Source organism: Micromonospora sp. RB23 (assembly GCF_053585025.1).
The window spans coordinates 4,932,758-4,949,839 of record NZ_CM132111.1; the positions used below are offsets into that span (position 1 = coordinate 4,932,758).

The following is a 17,082-nucleotide window of genomic DNA, read 5'->3' on the forward strand; positions in this document are numbered from 1 at the left end:
GCGATCCCAGAGGGCGGGCAGCGCAGTGAGCAAGGACGCACCGGTACCCCCGAATCCGGGCGATGGCGGGCACCCTGTGCCAGGCTCTGTGGCATGGACGACAAGACCATCCTGAACCGGATCTCCGAGCTGGTAGACGAGGAGCACCGGCTGCGCGCGGAAGCCCAGGCCCACGAGTCGGGCACCGAGGGCGAGGCCAGCGAGCGCCTGCGCGCCCTGGAGGAATCCCTCGACCAGTGCTGGGACCTGCTGCGCCGCCGCCGGGCCGCCCGTGCCACCCACGGCGACCCCGACTCGCAGGGCGAACGCCCCAAGCCCGAGGTGGAGCGCTACCTGCAGTGATCGACACGGACGGGTCGGGCGGTCACCGTGGCCACCCGACCCGCTCCGGTCAGCGGATGCCCGCCTCGCGCAGCAACTCCCCGGTCAGCCTCCCGGGGTCAACGTGCTCGGCGCCCAGCCCCCGGGCCGCGAACCAGGCGCTGACCACCCGCACGTCGCGGGCCAGGAACTCGGGCCCCTGCGGGTTCGCCACCACGTCGACCACCTGCGGCAGGTCGATCACGACCAGCCGCCCGGAGTGCACGAGCAGGTTGTACGGCGACAGGTCGCCGTGGGCGTAGCCCGCCCGGGCCAGCACGCGCAGCGCCTCGACCATCTGGCCCCAGAGGTCGCGCAGCTCGGCCGGGCCGGGCCGTAGCTGGGCCAGCCGGGGCGCTGCCAGGCCCGACTCGGCGTCGCCGACGAACTCCAACATCAACTCGGTGCCCCGCACCTGCACGGGGTACGGGACGGCGATCCGGTCGTGCCCGGCGCCGATCTCCCAGAGCCGCGTCAGGGCGGCGAACTCGGCCGCCGCCCACTGCCCGGCGATCATTTGACGGCCGAAGGCCGTCCGGCCGGCCATCGCCCGCATCTCCCGGGAACGCCGCACCCGGCGACCCTCCAGGTAGCCGGCGTCGCGGTGGAACAGCCGATGCTCCGCGTCCCGGTACCGCTTGACCGCCAGCAGGCAGGACCGGTCCGTGTCCGGTACCGCGCGGCGGACCAGGTGGACGTCCGCCTCCTTGCCGGTCTTCAGCACACCCAACTCGGTGTCCTTGGCGGCCAACTCGGTGACCAACCAGGCCGGGTACGGCTGTGGCCCGTGCACCGCGTCGTCCCACGACGACCAGCGTTCGCCGGTGTCGGGATCGGGCTCGGTGTCGGGATCGACGGGCGGCTCGGTGGGCCGGGCCCGCTTCAGGAACTGCGGCTCGTCGTCGTCGAAGCGGCGTTTGCCGCGGGTCCGGCGCTCCAGCGCCGGAAGGTCATGATCGCGCACTGTGGTGAGGTTCCCTTGGTCGAGGCGGAGGTAGGCAGCGGAAAGCGACAGGTGAAGACGGTCATGACCGGCCTCCTCTCCTCGATCGGGCTGCTCGCCCGGTGCACGATGCGCCGCCCATCCTCGCGGCAGCTCCGAGCACGGGTCAACCGAATTACGGCGGGGACGCGAGCAGCGAGCCGCGTCAGCTCGCGAGCACCGTCGCGACCGCCGCGATCAGCCCGTCCACCGTGCGGCTCGGCGCGAACCGCACGTCCGACCAGGTCCGCCCCCGGTGCAGCCAGACGCTGGGCAGCCCGACCGCGGCGGCGCCGCCGATGTCCGCCTCCGGGCTGTCGCCGACCACCCACGCGCCGCGCAACGGCATGCGGACCCGCTGCGCGGCGAGCGCGAAGATCCGCGGGTTGGGTTTGCTGACCCCGGCCTCTTCGGAGATCACCCAGTCGGCGACGTAGCGGTCCAGGCCGGTACGACGGATCTTGGCGTCCTCCAGGCGTACCGTGCCGTTGCACACCACCACGGGCACCCATCCCGCGTCGTCGGCGATGCGCAGCGCGCAGGCGGTCAGCGAATCGAGCCGGGTCTGCGCCACCACCCCGTCGTGCAGCTCCTCCACCAGGTCGATCGAGGGGATACGCAGCTCGTAGCGGTCCCGGATCGCGTCGGCCAGGTCCCAGCGGTCGGTCAACCCGTCCGCGTCGAGCGAGACCAGCCAGTCGATGTCGGTGGGGGGCGCGCCGATGCCGTCCAGGAAGCGCTCACCCCAGCGGCGGAACGGCCCGGCCCGATCCAGCAGGGTGTTGTCCAGGTCCAGCAGGAGCAGTGGCACTCGGGCACCCTACGGGACCGACGTGTCCGCCAACAGACCCACGTGTTTCGACTTCACGATGGGCTTAACCGGTCAGCGACACGCGTGGGCCGCCCTGGCCCGGCAGCAGATCGGCGAGCATCGAATGGGCCGCCCGGGTGGCCGTGAGCACGGCCGGATCGAGGGTCGCCACGAGCGTGTCCGTGCCCTCGTCGGCGCCACGGGCGAGCGTACGTCCCTGCGGGTCGTAGATCGCCGCCCCACCGTTGAAGCGCCACGGGTCGCTGCCGCCGACGACGTTCGCGAAGACCACGAACATCGTGTTGTCCAGGGCCCGCGCCGCGTAGTACAGGTCCCGGCGGTGCTCGGAGCCGGCCAGGTAGCCGCTGGGACACAGGTAGGCGTGCGCGCCGTCGAGAGCGGCGGCCCGCCCGTGCTCGGGGAAGCAGCCGTCGTAGCAGATGCCCAGCCCGAGCCGCCAGTCGTCGACGAGCAGCGTGGACCCCCGCCCGCCGGGGCTGAACAGGTCGCGTTCGTCGCCCCAGAGCTGCTGCTTGTCGTACCCGACCCGGACCACGCCGACGTGGTCGACCACGAGAGCGGCGATGGTCCGCCGGTCGTCCGGGTGCCGGACGGCCGCGCCGACCACCACGGTGATCCCGGCGGTGCGTGCCGCGTCGCGCAGCGGGTCGAGCCGGCCGTCGGCGACCGCCCCGGCGGGATCGGCCGTCACGTGGGTGCCGGCCGGATCGGCGGCGAGGGTCGGTGGGTGATACGCGCACAGGTACAGCTCGGGGAGGACGACCACGCGGGCGCCCTGCCCGGCGGCGCGCCGAACCAGTTCGGCGGCCGCCGCCGCGTTGCCGGCGACGTCACCCGGTGTCGGGGTGGCCTGGACGGTGGCGACGGTCAGTGGGCCGGACGGCGCGGGGTACGAGCGGGTCACGGGTGGATCGTAAACGGCACGTTACCAAGCCGTACGTACGGTTTGCACCGCCCGGGGTGACCTGCGACGATCGAGGTGTGCCCAGAGTAAGTCAGGACCAGCTCGACGCGCGCCGGCAGGAGATCCTTGCCGCGGCCCGGGCGTGTTTCGCCCGACTCGGCTACGAGGGGGCCACCGTCCGCCGCCTCGAGGAGGCCACCGGGCTCTCCCGGGGCGCCATCTTCCACCACTTCCGCGACAAGGACTCCCTCTTTCTCGCCGTCGCGGAGGACGACGCCGCCGCCATGGTCGAAACGGTCGCCCGTAACGGTCTGGTGCAGGTGATGCGCGACCTGCTGGCCCGCGCCGTCTCGCCGGACACCACCGGCTGGCTGGGCAGCCAACTGGAGGTCTCCCGCCGGCTGCGCACCGATCCGGCGTTCGCCAAGCGCTGGGCCGAACGGTCGGCCGCGATCGCCGAGGCGACCCGGGACCGGTTGGCCCGCCAGCGCGACGCCGGGGTGCTGCGCGAGGACGTACCCATCGACGTGCTGGCCCAGTTCCTGGAGCTGGCCTACGACGGCCTGGTGCTGCACCTGGCCATGGGCCGACCGGCCGGTGACCTGGGCCCGGTGCTCGACCTGGTCGAGGAGGCGGTCCGCCGCCGCTGAGCGGTGTCTCCGTCGCCGGGGACAGCGCGGGTGCCCCGGCCGGCCCGCATGGCGACGGTGCTCCACAATGGGGCCGCCGACCCCTCCGGCGACAGGAGCAGCCGATGATCGTCCATGCCGCCTCGGGTGACACCTGGGGCATCCCCGGCCCGACCTTCCTCCGGCTCTATCTCGTGGCGGCCGTCGTCGTGGCCGCCCTCGCGGTGCTGCACCGGGTACGCCTCGCCACCGGCACCGAACCCCTCGTCGCCGAGCCGCTCGGCCCCCAGGAGGTCGCCTACCTCAACGGTGGGCCGGCCCTCGCGGTGCACGCCGCGCTGGGCGGCCTGCGGGGCAGCGGCGCGATCGACGTCGGTCCGGATCGCCGGCTGCTCACCACCGGCCCGGCCCCGACCGGACTCACCCCGCTGGAGCAGGCGATCCACTGGGCCGCCCACCAGGGCACCCGGGCCCGGGACCTCGCCCAGGACCAGCGGGTGGCCGCCGCGCTCGACCAGCTCGGGGCCAGCCTCGAAGGGCGGGGGCTGCGCGTCAGCCAGGCGCGGCGGGCCTCCGCGCGACAGTGGAGGCTCGTCCTCGCCGCACTGCTGCTGTTCGGCGTCGTACGGCTGTTCGCCGGCCTCGCCAACGGGCGGCCGGTGGGCTTCCTGCTGCTCACCCTCCTCGGTGTCGGGGTGGCCGTGCTGCTGCTCTGGCGGGTGCCCGAGACCACGCGGGCCGGTCGCCACGCGCTGCGCGACCTGCGGACCCGACACCACCACCTCGCGCCCGACTCCTCCCCCGCGTACGCGACCTACGGCGCGGCGGGCGCGGCGATGGGTGTGGCCCTGTACGGCACGGCGTCGCTGTGGGCCATCGACCCGGGCTTCGCCGAGCAGGCCGAGATCCAGCGCCAGGCGATCGCCAGCAGCGGCTGGTCGTCGGGTGCCGGCACCGGGTCGTCGGGTACGACCGGCAGCTCCTGCGGCGGTGGCAGCTCCTGCGGGGGCGGGGGCGGATGCGGCGGCGGTGGGTGCGGCGGATGACCGGCCCGTACGGCGTCGGCATCGGCTGGCGGCCCGAGATCGCCGGTTTCGTGGCCGAGCTGCCCGGGTTGCGCTTCGTCGAGGTGGTGGCCGAGTCGGTGGCGTCGACCGGGCCACTGGAGACCGGGCTGGCGCAGTTGCGCGAGCGCGGTGTGACAGTCGTACCCCATGGGGTGCGGCTCTCCCTCGGCGGCGCCGAGCCGGTCGACCCGGCCCGCGTCGCCCACCTGGCCGCGGTCGCGCAACGGGTGGACGCCCCGCTCGTCAGCGAGCACATCGCGTTCGTGCGGGCCGGCGGGCTGGAGGCCGGGCACCTGCTGCCGCTGCCCCGCAGTCGGGAGGCCGTCGACGCGGTCTGCGCGAACGTGGCCCGCGCGCAGGAGCAGCTACCGGTGCCGATCGCGCTGGAACCGATCGCCGCCCTCTTCGACTGGCCGGACGACGAGTTGGACGAGGCGGACTTCCTCACCGAGATCCTGGACCGGACCGGCGCGCTGCTGCTATTGGACATCGCCAACGTGCACGCCAACGCCCGCAACCGTGGCACCGACCCGCTCGCGCTGCTCGACCGGCTGCCGCTGGACCGGATCGGCTACGTGCACGTGGCCGGTGGGGCGGAACACGGCGGCTTCTACCACGACACCCACACCCACCCGGTGCCGCCGGAGGTGCTGGAGCTGGTTGGCGCGCTCTGCGCCCGGCACCGGCCGCCGGCGCTGCTGCTGGAACGCGACGGCGGGTACCCGCCGGCCGCCGAGCTGCGCGCCGAACTGGACGCCCTGGCCGCCGCGTCCGGCTTCCCGGCCGTGACATGACCGGAGCTGTCGCTCACGACCGGGAGAGCGGGCACGAGCCGCCGCACTCTGGTCTCGCGGCGCGGCAGGCGGAGCTGGTGGCGGCGCTGGTCGCCGGAGGTCCGCCGCCGGCCGGGTTCGCGGCGGGGCCGCTGGCCGCCGCCCGGGCCGCGCTGCTGCGCAAACGCGCCGGCGAGGTGGCCCGGCACTGGCCACTGCTCGCCGCCGGCCTCGGCGTCGCATGGCCCACGACCTTCGCCGACTGGGCCGCCGACCGCCCCACCGCCGGCTCGCTGCGCGACGGCTGGGACCTGGCCCGGACGCTGCGGCAGCGCGACTCCCTGCCGCCGTCGGGCGCGGAGGAGCTGGCCGTTCGGGAGGCGGGACTGCGCTACGACGGGCACACCGCGCCACGTCCGCGCCGGCTGCCGGCCGTGGCCCGCGCCGGCGGCGCCGTCGCGGTGCAGATCGCCGGTCGGGTACGACTGCTGCGTCCCGCCACCCGTCCACCGGCGGACGTTGGCGGGGCCCCGCCGGATGGGGCAGGATCGGCGTTATGGATCTCGGACTGACCAACCGGGTGTACGTGCTCACCGGCGCCTCCCGTGGCCTGGGTTACGCGACGGCGCAGTGCCTGGTCGCCGACGGCGCCCGGGTGGTGCTCTCGGCGCGGGACGCGGACGCGGTGGCCGCCGCAGCCGAGCAACTGGGCGGTCCGGGCAAGGCGGTCGGCGTCGCCGCCGACCTGGCCGACCCGCAGACCCCGGAACGGCTCGTCGCGGCGGCCCGTACCCACTTCGGCCGGCTCGACGGCGCGCTGATCTCGGTCGGCGGCCCGCCCGCCGGCAACGCGGCGTCGATCACCGACGAGCAGTGGCGACACTCCTTCGAGACCGTCTTCCTGGGCACCGTCCGCGCGGCACGCACGATTGCCGGGGCGCTGCCCGAGGGAGGCGCGATCGGCCTGGTGCTGTCCACCTCGGCCCGTGGTCCGGTACCCGGCCTGGGCATCTCCAACGGCCTGCGGCCCGGCCTCGTCGGCGTCGCCAAGGACATCGCCGACGACTACGGCCCGCGCGGCGTACGCGTCGTCGGCCTGCTGCCCGGCCGGATCATGACCGATCGCAACCGGCAGCTGTTCGCCGCGACCGGCGACCCGGACCGCGCCCGAGCCGAGGCGGAGGCCATCATCCCGTTGCGACGCCTCGGCGACCCGGCCGAGTTCGGTCGGGTGGCCGCGTTCGTGCTCTCCCCCGCCGCGAGCTACCTGACCGGCCTCACCGTGCCGGTCGACGGCGGCGCGCTACGCGGCCTGTGACAGCCGGCGCTCCGATTCCGGGCACCGACGGCCGTGCCGGCGCTCCGACTCCGGGCACCGACGGCCGTGCCGGCGCTGTGCCGCCGGCGCCGGGCGGTCGTGCCGGCGCGGGCGTCGCGCATCCCCGGCCTACCCGGGCGGACCTGGCCGCGGCCGCGGACCGGACCATCCCCGACGTGCTCGCCCCGGGGTTGGCGGTGCTGTTCGTCGGCATCAATCCCGGCCTCTGGTCGGCGGCCACCGGCTGGCATTTCGCCCGACCCGGCAACCGGTTCTGGCCGGCGCTGCACCTGGGCGGGTTCACTCCCCGCCTGCTGCACCCGAGCGAGCAGGACGAGTTGCCGGCCCTCGGGCTCGGCATCACCAACATGGCCGCCCGGGCCAGCGCCCGCGCCGACGAGCTGAGCCCTCAGGAACTTCTCGACGGCGCGGCGATCCTGACCGACAAGGTGGCCCGGAACCGGCCGCGGTGGGTGGCCGTGGTGGGCGTGACGGCGTACCGGATCGGTTTCCAGCGACCAAAAGCCACCTTCGGACCGCAGCCGGAGTCGCTGGCGGGGGCGCGGCTGTGGGTACTGCCGAACCCGAGCGGCCTGAACGCGCACTTCACCCCGGTGACGCTGGGCGCGGCGTTCGCCGAGCTGCGCGCGGCCACCGACCTGCCCGACCGCCGCCCAACCTGACCCACCCCCAAGCGCGCTGATCATGAAGTTGTGGCCACGACACGCCGATGCGAGTGGCAACAACTTCATGGTCAACCAGGGTGGCCGGCGGCGCCCGAGGTGCATTGCCCGGTGCCGATACCCTGCGCGCATGACCGGCATTCGCCTCGCGCTGCTCGCAGTGTCCCTGGTCCTTGTCATCGCGTTGGTCGTCGTCGTGGCACTGCGGCGTCGGCGCCGGGCCGTTCGGTCGGACGACCGGGCGGCGGGGCTGGATTCCGCACGCAAGGCGATCCGCCAGAGCGCCCGCGAGAGCCGCCAACGTCGCCGGGGCAGCCTTCGCGGCAAGGGCGGCGGCGGTGACGAGAACCGGGCCATGGACGCGGGCGTGACGAGCGATTCCGGCGGGATGCCGTAGCCCGGTCGGTCGTCGGTACGGCTGCCGGCCGGGGGATGGATCGCCTCGCACGATGATCGAGAGGTGTCGTTCCATGGTGGACGGGGAATCAACGCCGCATGGCCGACCCGCACGAGCCTGATCGGGACGAGATCCTCGCCTCGCGCCTGTGGCCCGCGGTGCTCATCCCGACCGGGGTGCTCGCCGCGCTGGTCGCCGTCGGCATCTGGCGGGCAACGTTCCCCTTCGTGCCGGTGGCCCTCCTTCTCACCACGGTCGTCGTGGCCTGGCGGCAGCGGGACGACGCCCTGCTGGCTGACGAGACCGGACTGTGGGTGCGGCGTCGCGGCCGGGTCACCCGTCGCTACCGCTGGGAGGAGATCCGCGAAGCGGGACTGACCCGGCCTGGCTTCGGCCAGGTGGCCCTGGCCGTCTACCCCGACGGCGGGCCGTGGGACGTGCCCGGCCCCAACAACGCGGTCCTCGTGGGTCGCGTCTGGATGCTGCGCAGGCCCGACCCGCAGACAACGGACCGGATGAACGCACTGCTGCGCTCCCGGGGCATCCGCACGATCGACTCGCCACGCCCCGCGACCGGCGCCTGACGGGTCAGTTGGCGGCTGCGGGCGGCATCGCCTCGTCGGCGACGTACGTGCCCAGGGGCATGACCACCGGCTCGGGACCGGTCGCGTCCACGAAGGGGCGGGGCGAGTCGGCGACCGCGAACTGGGTGCGGTACAGCTCGGCGTAGAGCCCGCCGACCGCGACCAGCTCGTCGTGCCGGCCCCGCTCGACGATCCGACCGCCGTCGAGGACGAGGATCTGGTCGGCGTCACGAACGGTGGAGAGCCGGTGCGCGATCACCAGGGCGGTACGTCCGGCGAGCGCCACCGACAGCGCACGCTGCACCGCGGCCTCGCTCTCCGAGTCCAGGTGTGCGGTCGCCTCGTCGAGGATGACGATCGACGGAGCCTTGAGCAGCAGCCGGGCGATGGCGATCCGCTGCTTCTCGCCGCCGGAGAAGCGGTAGCCGCGCTCCCCCACCGTCGTGTCCAGCCCGTCGGGCAGCGACCGGACCAGATCGGCGACCTGGGCGCCGGCGAGCGCGGCCCAGATCTCGTCGTCGGTGGCGTCGGGCTTGGCGTAGCGCAGGTTCTCGGCGATCGTCTCGTGGAACAGGTGCGAGTCCTGGGTGACCACGCCGATCTCGTCGCGCAGGGAGGCGAGCGTCGCGTCGCGCACGTCCACGCCGCCGACCAGGACCTGGCCGTCGGTGACGTCGTAGATCCGGGAGACGAGCATCGACAGCGTCGACTTGCCGGCGCCCGACGGGCCGACCAGGGCGACCATCTGCCCCGGTTCGACACTGAACGAGACGCCCTTGAGCACCGGCTCGTTGACCGTACGGTCGAGGGTGGCGACCTCCTCCAGCGAGGCGAGGGAGATCTCGGCAGCGCTCGGGTAGCGGAAGCGCACGTCGCGGAAGTCGACCCGGCCGGCGCCCCGGGGCACCGCCACGGCGTCGGGCTTCTCCACGATGCCGGGCTGGAGGTCGAGCACCTCGAAGACGCGGTCGAAGGAGACCAGCGCGCTCATCACGTCCACGCGGACGTTGGACAGCGCGGTGAGCGGCCCGTACAGGCGGGTGAGCAGCAGCGCGAGGGTCACGACCGTGCCGGCGCTGACGCCCCCGGTGACGGCGAGCCAGCCGCCGAGACCGTAGGTGAGCGCCTGCGCCAGCGAGGCGACCAGCAGCATCGCCACGAAGAACGTGCGCGAGTACATGGCGGACTGGATGCCGATGTCGCGGACCCGCTCGGCGCGGCCGGCGAACCGGCGGGCCTCGATGTCGGGCTGGCCGAAGAGTTTCACGAGCAGCGCGCCGGACACGCCGAACCGCTCGGTCATCGTCGCGTTCATCTTGGCGTCGAGGTTGTACGCCTCACGCGTGATGTCGGCCAGCCGCCGACCCACCCGACGCGCCGGGATGATGAAGATCGGAAGCAGCACCAGCGACAGCGCGGTGATCTGCCAGGACAGGGTGAACATCACGGCGGCGGTCAGCACGAGTTGGATGACGTTGCTGACCACGCCGGACAGGGTGGACGTGAACGCCCGCTGGGCCCCGAGCACGTCGTTGTTGAGCCGGCTGACCAGTGCGCCGGTCTGGGTGCGGGTGAAGAACTGCAACGGCATCCGCTGCACGTGGTCGTAGACCCGGGTGCGCAGGTCGAGGATGATGCCCTCGCCGATGCGGGCGGAATACCACCGCTGGGCCAGGGACAGCAACGCGTCGGCGACCGCCAGCCCGGCGATGAACAGCGCCAACCGGATGACGAGCCGACCGGCCTCGGTGCCGCCCCGGTTGATCGCGTTGATCACGTCACCGGCGAGCACCGGCGTGGCGACACCGATGATGGCGGCCAGCACGACGGTGGCCAGGAAGACGACGATGTCGCGCCGGTAGGGCTGGGCGAAGGCCACGATGCGACGGGCCACCCCACGCTTGAGGCGGTGGGCCGAGACCTCGTCGCGGTTACGCATCGACCGGAGCATGCTCCACCCGGCCATGCCACCGCCGGACATCGGGTTGGACACCGATCACCTCCGGGTCGTCGGGCGAACCGTACCGTCGGGTCAATTCTCCCGACAGCTGTGACAACCTCGGTCGTAACCCGGATCTTCCCGTGCGGTCCTTACTATTCGCCCTGGCCGGCGAGATCGCGGAGGCGGCGGGTCTGCGCCTCACGCTCGGCGCGCTGCTGGTCGGCGTGCGACCGCCCGGCCGCGCCCGCGAGCAGCGCCTTGATCTCCACGACCGCGTCGCGCGGCCCGGCCAACAGGCCCGCCGTGAGGTCACGGACCGCGTCGTCCAGCTCCGCCGGGGGTACGACGAGAGTGGCCAGCCCGATCCGGTCCGCCTCGGCGGCGTCGAGCCGACGGCCCGTCGCGCAGATCTCCAGCGCCCGGGAGTAGCCGACGAGCTCGACGAGACGCTTCGTGCCGGCCAGGTCGGGCACCAGCCCGAGCGTCACCTCGGCCATCGAGAATCTCGCGTCGGCGGCGAGGACCCGCAGGTCGCAGGCGAGGGCGAGCTGGAAGCCGGCGCCGATCGCGTGCCCCTGCACCGCCGCCACCGAGATGACGTCCGGCCGGTGCAGCCAGGTGAAGCCGCCCTGGAACTCGGCGATCAGATCCGCGCACTCGTCCTCGGGCAGCGTGGCCAGCTCGGCGAACGACCCCGGGCCGGACGCGCCGGCCACCGCGAGGTCGAGGCCGGCGGAGAACGCACGCCCCTCGCCCCGCACCACCACCACCCGTACGTCGCCGGGTAGGTCGCGGGAGAATTCGCTCATCGCGCGCCACATGGCCGGCGTCTGAGCGTTGAGTACGTCGGGCCGGCACAACGTCACCGTGGCGACCGGCCCGTCGCAGGTCAGCCGAACCCCGGTCGCCTCGGTGGTCACCGGACTACCCGGGGCGCGGCGTTGGTCAACGACGCGAAGGGGCGGGTCACGCCTTCTTGCGGCGCCGGGCACCGCCGCGCTGACGCAGCTGAACCCCGGACTCGGTGAGCACTCGGTGGATGAACCCGTAGGAACGGCCGGTCGAGGCCGCCAGCGCGCGGATGCTCTCCCCCGAGGTGTACCGCTTTACCAGGTCCTTGGCGAGCGTCTGACGCTCGGCTCCGACGATCCGGCGACCCTTCTCAGTGCTGGTGGCTGTGCCAGTGGCTGCCATGCTGTGTCCTCACGTCCCAGACTGTGCGGTTCGGATACGGTCCCACCTATTAGACCGCCTCGGACGATCATGCGCCAGATATCAACTCTTCGCCAACCGACACGCTATGCAATGTCAGGTTCCCGATAGAGTGATCCTCCCGAAAGGTTCCGCGCGGGCCACTTCGGCCCGTGACGCCCCCACCCGTACGCTCCCGGGGTGATCGACCTGTTCGGCACCGCAGCCGGCGCGGCCGTCGTTTTCGCCGCCACCGACATCGACGACATCGTCATCCTCACGCTGTTCTTCGTCGCGGCCCGGACCACCGGGCGGCCCCGCACCGCGCAGATCGTCGCCGGCCAGTACCTCGGCATCGGCGCGCTCGCCCTGGTCAGCGCGGTGGTCGCCGCCGGTTTGCTGGTCGTGCCGGACCCGTGGACCGGGCTGCTCGGCCTGCTGCCGATCGCGCTGGGCGTCCGCGCGCTCTGGCACCGCGACGACGACGAGCCGGCCACGGTCGTCACCGGCACCCTCGGCGTGGCCGGGGTGACCATCGCCAACGGCGCCGACAACGTAGCCGTCTACGTACCCGTGTTCCGGGCCCTCGGCCCCGGCGACAGCGCGATGTTCTTGCTGGTCTTCGTGGTGCTGATCGGGCTGTGGTGCGCCGCCGCGGCCTGGCTGGGCGGCCACCGGCGGGTGGTCGCCCTGGTGGAGCGGGCCGGGCACTGGCTGGTGCCGGCGATCTTCGTCGGCATCGGCGTGGTGATCCTGGTCAGCTCCGGCGTGCTCGGCCGGCTGGTCGACCTGCTGGGCTGACGGCCGCGCGGCGCGACCCGGCCGTCGTGCGCGGTCAGGCCAGCTCGACCAGTTCGAGGAGATCGTCGCTCCAGGCGTCCTCGTCGCCGTCGGGCAGCAGGATCGCGCGGTCCGGCTTGAGCGCGAGCACCGCGCCCGGGTCGTGCGTGACCAGCACGATCGCGCCCGGGTAGTTGGCGATCGCGTCGAGCACCTGCTCGCGGCTGACCGGGTCGAGGTTGTTGGTCGGCTCGTCGAGCAGCAGCACGTTCGCGCCCGAGCAGACCAGCGTGGACAGGGCCAGCCGCGTCTTCTCGCCGCCGGAGAGCACCCCGGCCGGCTTGTTCACGTCGTCGCCCGAGAACAGGAACGCGCCGAGGATCTTGCGCAGGTCGGTGTCGGACTGCTCGATGGCGGCGGCGCGCATGTTCTCCAGCACCGTCCGCTCCACGTCCAGCGTCTCGTGTTCCTGCGCGTAGTAGCCCAACCGCAGGCCGTGCCCCGCGTGCACCTCGCCCGTGTCGGGGCTGAGCAGGCCACCGAGCATCCGCAGCAGCGTCGTCTTGCCCGCGCCGTTGAGCCCGAGGATTGCCACCCGGGAACCCCGGTCCACCGCCACGTTGACGTCGGTGAAGATTTCCAACGAGCCGTACGACTTGGAGAGGCCGGTCGCCGTCAGGGGCGTCTTGCCGCACGGCGCGGGGCTGGGGAAGCGCACCTTCGCCACCCGGTCGGCGACGCGTACCTCCTCCAGGCCCGAGATCAGCTTCTCGGCGCGGCGGGCCATGTTCTGCGCGGCGACGGTCTTGGTGGCCTTGGCCCGCATCTTGTCGGCCTGCGCCATCAGCGCACCGGCCTTCTTCTCGGCGTTGGCCCGCTCGCGGCGGCGGCGTCGCTCGTCGGTCTCGCGGGCCTCCAGGTACGCCTTCCAGCCCAGGTTGTAGACGTCGATCACCGAGCGGGTGGCGTCGAGGAACCAGACCTTGTTGACCACCGACTCCAGCAGCGCGCCGTCGTGGGAGATCACGATCAGACCGCCCTTGTGGTTGGCGAGGAAGCCACGCAGCCAGGTGATCGAGTCGGCGTCGAGGTGGTTGGTCGGCTCGTCGAGCAGCAGGATGCCGCCGCCGTTCTCGCCGGCGTCGCGGAACAGGATCCGGGCCAGCTCGATGCGCCGACGCTGACCGCCGGAGAGGGTGCCGATGGTCTGGGCGAGAGCGCGGTCCGGCAGACCGAGGTTGGCGCAGATCCGGGCGGCCTCGGCCTCGGCGGCGTACCCACCCAGGGCGGCGAACTGGTCCTCCAGCGCGCCGTAGCGACGGACCAGCTTCTCGTCGGCGTCCTCGGCGAGGCGCTCCTCGACCTCCTTCATCTGTGACATCAGCACGTCCAGACCGCGGGCGGAGAGCACCCGGTCGCGGCCGGTGACCTCCAGGTCACCGGTGCGGGGGTCCTGCGGGAGGTAGCCGATGGCGCTGCGCTGGTCGATCTGGCCGCCGTACGGCTGCCCCTCACCGGCGAGCACCTTCAGCGTGGTGGTCTTGCCGGCGCCGTTGCGGCCGACCAGGCCGATCCGGTCACCGGGCTGCACGCGCAGGGTGGTGTCGGACAGCAGGATCCGGGAGCCGGCACGCAGTTCCAGGCCGGTTGCAGTGATCATCTCGTGGGACTCGCTCTCGGGGTCTGGAAGGCTGACACAGGGCACGCGAAAGCGCCGGCGGGCGGTGGGCCCGTCGGCGCGGGGCGGTTCAGCCTTCGCAGCGCGGCACGGCGACAAGTGTACCGGGCGCTCACGTACCACCCGCCCGGATTACCAATCAAGATCATCGGGTACCGGAACGCCTGTCCGGACCCCGTCCGGCACCCAGGCGACGAAACGACATACACACGACATTCACCGACTTCAGGCGATCGGGGTCAGCATGGAACTCAACGAGCGGGCCGAGCTCGACACCTCCCAGGCCAACGACCTGGGCCGCGGCAGCGGCGGCGGGGGCGGCGGAGGCATGGGCATCCCCATCCCGGGAGGCGGCGGCCGGGGCGGCATCATCGGCATCGTGGTCGCCGTCATCATCGCCCTGCTCGGCGGCGGCTTCGGCTTGAACGCGATGAACAACGGCGACGAGGGCGGCCAGGCCGGGGGTGACGACATCGACCAGGTGTGCTCCACCGAGAATGCCGACCGCCTTCAGGACGCGCGCTGCCGCAACCTGCTCTTCGTCAACAGCATCCAGGACTACTGGAAGAAGGCGTACCCGGAGCTGGGCAACGGCAACTACGAGCCCACCACCACGAACTTCTTCCAGCAGGCCGTCAACACCGGCTGCGGGCAGGCCGACTCGGGCGTCGGCCCGTTCTACTGCCCCGCCGACCAGAAGGTGTACATCGACCTGAGCTTCTACGACGAGCTGGCCACCCGGTTCGGGGCCAAGGGCGAGTTCGCCCAGCCGTACGTGCTCGCTCACGAGTACGGCCACCACGTCCAGGACCTGCTCGGCACCAACGCCAAGGCCGGCCAGGGCGACCAGAGCGGGCCCGAGTCCGCCTCTGTGCGGTTGGAGTTGCAGGCCGACTGCTACGCCGGCGCGTGGGCCAAGCACGCCACCGAGAGCAAGGACAAGACCGGCAAGGAGCCGCTGTTCAAGTCGATCACCGAGGCCGACATCAGCCAGGCCGTCGACACCGCCGAGGCGATCGGCGACGACAGCATCCAGGAGCGCTCCGGCGGACGGGTCAACCCCGACCAGTTCACCCACGGCACGTCCGAGCAGCGCAAGCGCTGGTTCAGCCAGGGCTACGACCAGGGCGACCCGAAGACCTGCGACACCTTCGGCACCGACCAGCTCTGACACCCGTACCGCACGATCGTGGCAGGTCCGCCCGGCGGGCCTGCCACGATCGTCGTTTCGGCGCTCAGTCGAGCTTCGACACCTGGTAGTGCCCGATCAACCAGTCGTCCCCGACCCGCCGCACGACCACACTCAGGTGCACGGTCAACGCCGGCCGGTCGACGAAGCCGAACTCGACCTCCAGATAGCCGAGGACCACGTCGGCGGCGAACCGCCGGGTCTCCCGGACCTCGTACGCGGCGGTCAGGCCGAGCGGCTGTGCGGCGTAGTACGCGGCGACACCGTCCCGGCCGACGGCGTACGGGTGCAGGCCCTGGAAGATCGCGTCCTCGGCGAAGAGCGACGCGACGCGCTCCGGCTCGTGGGCGTCGACCGCCGACCTCCACCGGTCCAGGACCGTGCGCAGGATCTCCGCCTCGCCGGCGGTCACGGCCGCCGCCCCGGCTGACCCGGGTCGTTCGGGTGCGGCGTCAGCGGCGTGACGGTCTCCCGCCGCCAGGCGCGCAGCGGCATCGACGCGAGGACCGCCTCCAACTCGTCCGCGTCGGCAGCCTCGAACAGCCCCCACGTACGCCACTCCCCCGGCGCCAGCGGCGGCCGCCACAGGCGCAGCAGACTGCCCTGCGCCGTCAACTCGGCCGAACGCGCCGCCTCACGCGCACGCATCTCGGCAACCCCGTCCTCCGACGTGCCGTCGGGCACCGTCGTCACCATGTCCACCAGGAACTCCACGCGCCCATCCTCCGACCACCCGCGCCGCACCACGCCGAGAACCCCCGTACGGGTGGCGGTCGTCTCCGCTCCGGACCCGACCGGGCGACCAGCCGGCGGCCGGGCAGCTGCCGTCGCGGTCAGCCCAGGGTTGGGCGGCTGCCGTCGCGGTTCAGTCCCGGGGCCGGGCGCTGCCGTCGCGGTCAGTCCGGGCCGGGCGCCGCCGTCGCGGTCAGCCCGGGGTTGGGCGGCTGCCGTCGCGGTCAGTCCGGGCCGGGCGGCTGCCGTCGCGGTCAGTCCGGGGCCGGGTCGCGCAACCGGATCCGTACCGCCCGGGCCGCCCCCACCGCCGCGACCAGCACCGCGTGCCGAGGCTCCGGCACGTCGAGCAGCCGCTCGGCCCGCAGCGGCACGAGCGGGGCCAGGCGCCGGTCCGCGAGCACCGTGTCCACGGCCTTCCGGTCACCGCCGCAGACCAGGGCCGCCAGCTTCGCCGCCTCCGGCAACAACAGCCGTACGGCCAGGTCGGCGGCGTCACCCAGCGCCGCCTTCGCCTGATTGTCGCGCCGCCGGGCGAACCGGTGCTGCGACCATCCACCCGCCGCGGTGCGCCCCTGCACGTACCGGGTGTCCACCTTGGATACCACCAGCTCCGTGCCCTGGGCCACACCGATCGCCACCGCACCCTTGCGGGCCAACAGCAGACCGATCCGGGACGGCGTGCCGGCGGCGGCCACGAAGGCGGCCACGTCGTCGCTGGCGGGCGACCCGGGTGGGGTGTGCAGCTCGGCGGTAGCTCCGTCGGGGGCGGTGAGCAGCAGCCCGTACTCCCGGACGGTGGTGGTGGGCGGGCCGTGCCGGTCGGCGAAGCCCTCGACCCAGCGGCCGACGCGGGCCGGATCGACCTCGACCCACCGGCCTCCCCCGGCGGCGGGTCGACTGGTCACCGCCCGACCGTACACGGACGGCTCGGGTTGACGGCCAGCCCGGCCTCCCGACCGGCGTGCGGACAGGCCGACGCGGCGTCGTGGAACGGCGGGCAGGGACGGCCGACGCGACGTCGTGGACAGCGGGGCAGCT

The 17,082-nt window shown here is 73.2% G+C and carries 21 protein-coding genes; 11 read left to right on the top strand and 10 right to left on the bottom strand.

The annotated features are described in order from the left end of the window. The first annotated feature begins 93 nt into the window (after nucleotides 1–93). A complete protein-coding gene (locus ACTFTM_RS22325; RefSeq protein WP_449562432.1) occupies nucleotides 94–342 on the top strand; it encodes a DUF2630 family protein in 249 nt (82 codons plus the stop codon). 49 nt (nucleotides 343–391) lie between these two features. Here ACTFTM_RS22325 and ACTFTM_RS22330 read toward each other — a convergent pair whose 3' ends face one another. The 3 genes from ACTFTM_RS22330 to ACTFTM_RS22340 all read right to left on the bottom strand — a co-directional run bounded on the left by ACTFTM_RS22330 (nucleotide 392) and on the right by ACTFTM_RS22340 (nucleotide 3,078). Next, the gene (locus tag ACTFTM_RS22330) at nucleotides 392–1,324 is read right to left on the bottom strand and encodes a serine protein kinase RIO (protein WP_449562433.1); all 933 of its coding nucleotides are present in this window, start codon (nucleotides 1,322–1,324) and stop codon (nucleotides 392–394) included. 184 nt (nucleotides 1,325–1,508) lie between these two features. Continuing rightward, nucleotides 1,509–2,153 carry an HAD family hydrolase gene (locus ACTFTM_RS22335; RefSeq protein ID WP_449562434.1) on the bottom strand — a complete coding sequence of 215 codons (645 nt, stop codon included), beginning with the start codon at nucleotides 2,151–2,153 and terminating at the stop codon, nucleotides 1,509–1,511. Nucleotides 2,154–2,217: 64 nt separating this feature from the next. Then, nucleotides 2,218–3,078: a carbon-nitrogen hydrolase family protein gene (locus ACTFTM_RS22340; protein ID WP_449562435.1), complete on the bottom strand. Its 861-nt coding sequence runs from the start codon at nucleotides 3,076–3,078 to the stop codon at nucleotides 2,218–2,220. 77 nt (nucleotides 3,079–3,155) lie between these two features. Here ACTFTM_RS22340 and ACTFTM_RS22345 point away from each other — a divergent pair, with 77 nt between their 5' ends. The 8 genes from ACTFTM_RS22345 to ACTFTM_RS22380 all read left to right on the top strand — a co-directional run bounded on the left by ACTFTM_RS22345 (nucleotide 3,156) and on the right by ACTFTM_RS22380 (nucleotide 8,529). Then, nucleotides 3,156–3,728 carry a TetR/AcrR family transcriptional regulator gene (locus ACTFTM_RS22345; protein ID WP_234591495.1) on the top strand — a complete coding sequence of 191 codons (573 nt, stop codon included), beginning with the start codon at nucleotides 3,156–3,158 and terminating at the stop codon, nucleotides 3,726–3,728. Between the two features lie 104 nt (nucleotides 3,729–3,832). After that, on the top strand, nucleotides 3,833–4,753 hold the full coding sequence (locus ACTFTM_RS22350; protein WP_449562436.1) for a TIGR04222 domain-containing membrane protein: 921 nt from the start codon (nucleotides 3,833–3,835) through the stop codon (nucleotides 4,751–4,753). Next, nucleotides 4,750–5,568: a DUF692 domain-containing protein gene (locus ACTFTM_RS22355; protein WP_449562437.1), complete on the top strand. Its 819-nt coding sequence runs from the start codon at nucleotides 4,750–4,752 to the stop codon at nucleotides 5,566–5,568. Before ACTFTM_RS22350 ends, ACTFTM_RS22355 begins: the two co-directional genes overlap by 4 nt. After that, nucleotides 5,565–6,119 carry a hypothetical protein gene (locus ACTFTM_RS22360; protein ID WP_449562438.1) on the top strand — a complete coding sequence of 185 codons (555 nt, stop codon included), beginning with the start codon at nucleotides 5,565–5,567 and terminating at the stop codon, nucleotides 6,117–6,119. Before ACTFTM_RS22355 ends, ACTFTM_RS22360 begins: the two co-directional genes overlap by 4 nt. Further along, nucleotides 6,104–6,865 (top strand): SDR family oxidoreductase, encoded by a 762-nt coding sequence (locus ACTFTM_RS22365; RefSeq protein WP_449562439.1) that lies wholly within the window; start codon nucleotides 6,104–6,106, stop codon nucleotides 6,863–6,865. The genes ACTFTM_RS22360 and ACTFTM_RS22365 overlap by 16 nt, the downstream gene beginning before the upstream one ends. Nucleotides 6,866–6,942: 77 nt before the next feature. Next, nucleotides 6,943–7,548 (top strand): G/U mismatch-specific DNA glycosylase, encoded by a 606-nt coding sequence (mug, locus tag ACTFTM_RS22370; RefSeq protein ID WP_449566698.1) that lies wholly within the window; start codon nucleotides 6,943–6,945, stop codon nucleotides 7,546–7,548. A 130-nt stretch (nucleotides 7,549–7,678) separates the two neighbouring features. Next, a complete protein-coding gene (locus ACTFTM_RS22375; protein ID WP_449562440.1) occupies nucleotides 7,679–7,945 on the top strand; it encodes a hypothetical protein in 267 nt (88 codons plus the stop codon). Between the two features lie 98 nt (nucleotides 7,946–8,043). Continuing rightward, on the top strand, nucleotides 8,044–8,529 hold the full coding sequence (locus ACTFTM_RS22380; RefSeq protein ID WP_449562441.1) for a hypothetical protein: 486 nt from the start codon (nucleotides 8,044–8,046) through the stop codon (nucleotides 8,527–8,529). Between the two features lie 4 nt (nucleotides 8,530–8,533). Here ACTFTM_RS22380 and ACTFTM_RS22385 read toward each other — a convergent pair whose 3' ends face one another. The 3 genes from ACTFTM_RS22385 to ACTFTM_RS22395 all read right to left on the bottom strand — a co-directional run bounded on the left by ACTFTM_RS22385 (nucleotide 8,534) and on the right by ACTFTM_RS22395 (nucleotide 11,665). After that, nucleotides 8,534–10,510, bottom strand: a complete 1,977-nt coding sequence (locus tag ACTFTM_RS22385; RefSeq protein ID WP_449566699.1) for an ABC transporter ATP-binding protein — start codon at nucleotides 10,508–10,510, stop codon at nucleotides 8,534–8,536. A 113-nt stretch (nucleotides 10,511–10,623) separates the two neighbouring features. Then, nucleotides 10,624–11,391 (bottom strand): enoyl-CoA hydratase/isomerase family protein, encoded by a 768-nt coding sequence (locus ACTFTM_RS22390; RefSeq protein ID WP_449562442.1) that lies wholly within the window; start codon nucleotides 11,389–11,391, stop codon nucleotides 10,624–10,626. Nucleotides 11,392–11,437: 46 nt separating this feature from the next. Then, nucleotides 11,438–11,665, bottom strand: a complete 228-nt coding sequence (locus ACTFTM_RS22395) for a helix-turn-helix domain-containing protein (protein ID WP_007462679.1) — start codon at nucleotides 11,663–11,665, stop codon at nucleotides 11,438–11,440. A gap of 198 nt (nucleotides 11,666–11,863) precedes the next feature. Between ACTFTM_RS22395 and ACTFTM_RS22400 the strand changes: the two genes are divergently transcribed. Further along, nucleotides 11,864–12,463, top strand: coding sequence for a cadmium resistance transporter (locus tag ACTFTM_RS22400; RefSeq protein WP_449562443.1), 600 nt, complete (start codon nucleotides 11,864–11,866; stop codon nucleotides 12,461–12,463). A 34-nt stretch (nucleotides 12,464–12,497) separates the two neighbouring features. Here the strand turns inward: ACTFTM_RS22400 and ACTFTM_RS22405 are convergent, their stop codons facing one another. Then, on the bottom strand, nucleotides 12,498–14,102 hold the full coding sequence (locus tag ACTFTM_RS22405; protein WP_449562444.1) for an ABC-F family ATP-binding cassette domain-containing protein: 1,605 nt from the start codon (nucleotides 14,100–14,102) through the stop codon (nucleotides 12,498–12,500). Nucleotides 14,103–14,364: 262 nt separating this feature from the next. Here ACTFTM_RS22405 and ypfJ point away from each other — a divergent pair, with 262 nt between their 5' ends. After that, nucleotides 14,365–15,291: a KPN_02809 family neutral zinc metallopeptidase gene (gene ypfJ / locus ACTFTM_RS22410; protein ID WP_449562445.1), complete on the top strand. Its 927-nt coding sequence runs from the start codon at nucleotides 14,365–14,367 to the stop codon at nucleotides 15,289–15,291. A gap of 64 nt (nucleotides 15,292–15,355) precedes the next feature. Here the strand turns inward: ypfJ and ACTFTM_RS22415 are convergent, their stop codons facing one another. The 3 genes from ACTFTM_RS22415 to ACTFTM_RS22425 form a co-directional block, all read right to left on the bottom strand. Next, entirely contained in the window at nucleotides 15,356–15,721 is a 366-nt protein-coding gene (locus ACTFTM_RS22415; protein ID WP_449562446.1) for a YybH family protein, read from the bottom strand. Further along, nucleotides 15,718–16,023, bottom strand: coding sequence for a muconolactone Delta-isomerase family protein (locus ACTFTM_RS22420; RefSeq protein WP_449562447.1), 306 nt, complete (start codon nucleotides 16,021–16,023; stop codon nucleotides 15,718–15,720). The genes ACTFTM_RS22415 and ACTFTM_RS22420 overlap by 4 nt, the downstream gene beginning before the upstream one ends. A 272-nt stretch (nucleotides 16,024–16,295) precedes the next feature. Next, the gene (locus ACTFTM_RS22425) at nucleotides 16,296–16,949 is read right to left on the bottom strand and encodes an acVLRF1 family peptidyl-tRNA hydrolase (RefSeq protein WP_449562448.1); all 654 of its coding nucleotides are present in this window, start codon (nucleotides 16,947–16,949) and stop codon (nucleotides 16,296–16,298) included. Nucleotides 16,950–17,082 lie beyond the last annotated feature (133 nt).